This is a genomic window from Streptococcus sp. 2154, assembly GCF_013277255.1.
Taxonomy (GTDB): Bacteria; Bacillota; Bacilli; order Lactobacillales; family Streptococcaceae; genus Streptococcus; species Streptococcus pseudopneumoniae.
The window spans coordinates 13979-14414 of the sequence record NZ_VMMK01000080.1 but is presented as its reverse complement, the minus strand read 5'-3'; the positions used below and the strand labels follow the sequence as shown (position 1 = coordinate 14414).

The following is a 436-nucleotide window of genomic DNA, read 5'->3' as shown; positions in this document are numbered from 1 at the left end:
TGCGTTTTATTGTGGGAAGACTTATTGGACTTTCGCTCAAGTAGAGTTTTTACTCAATTTCCTCACTGGATTGGGATTGAAATTCCAATTAATTTCTCTGAGTAGAGTGTCTTGATATTGGCTTCATCAATAGAGTTCTTATTAATTTTACGTTTCAAGAAAAATTCTTGAATGGTTTCGATTTCAGGCTCACGAATAGCACGGTGTTTGTTTGAGATGAGGATTTCATAGTGAAGCGGCGCTTGGGTAAAAATAACATCTGTATTCCCTGCAGAATAAACCTCAACAAGGGTTGCATCGGTACTTTCTAGCTGATTTTTTACAAGTTGCGAGTGTGAGTTTGTCGTATTGATAAGCTTCATAATATTTCCTCCGATTTTCTAATTCTATTATAGCACTTTTTGAATAAAGTCGCTTGATTTATACTCAATGAAAA

The 436-nt window shown here is 35.1% G+C and carries 1 protein-coding gene; it reads right to left on the bottom strand.

Annotated elements, in window-relative coordinates; genetic code table 11:
* Positions 1-62 precede the first annotated feature (62 nt).
* Positions 63-362: a DUF1827 family protein gene (locus HT693_RS11240; RefSeq protein ID WP_000767186.1), complete on the bottom strand. Its 300-nt coding sequence runs from the start codon at positions 360-362 to the stop codon at positions 63-65.
* Positions 363-436: the final 74 nt, after the last annotated feature.

Coding starts and splice junctions, on each gene's coding strand:
- HT693_RS11240 (WP_000767186.1), bottom strand. CDS start 362: ATGAAGCTTATCAATACGACAAACTCACACTCGCAACTTGTAAAAAAT.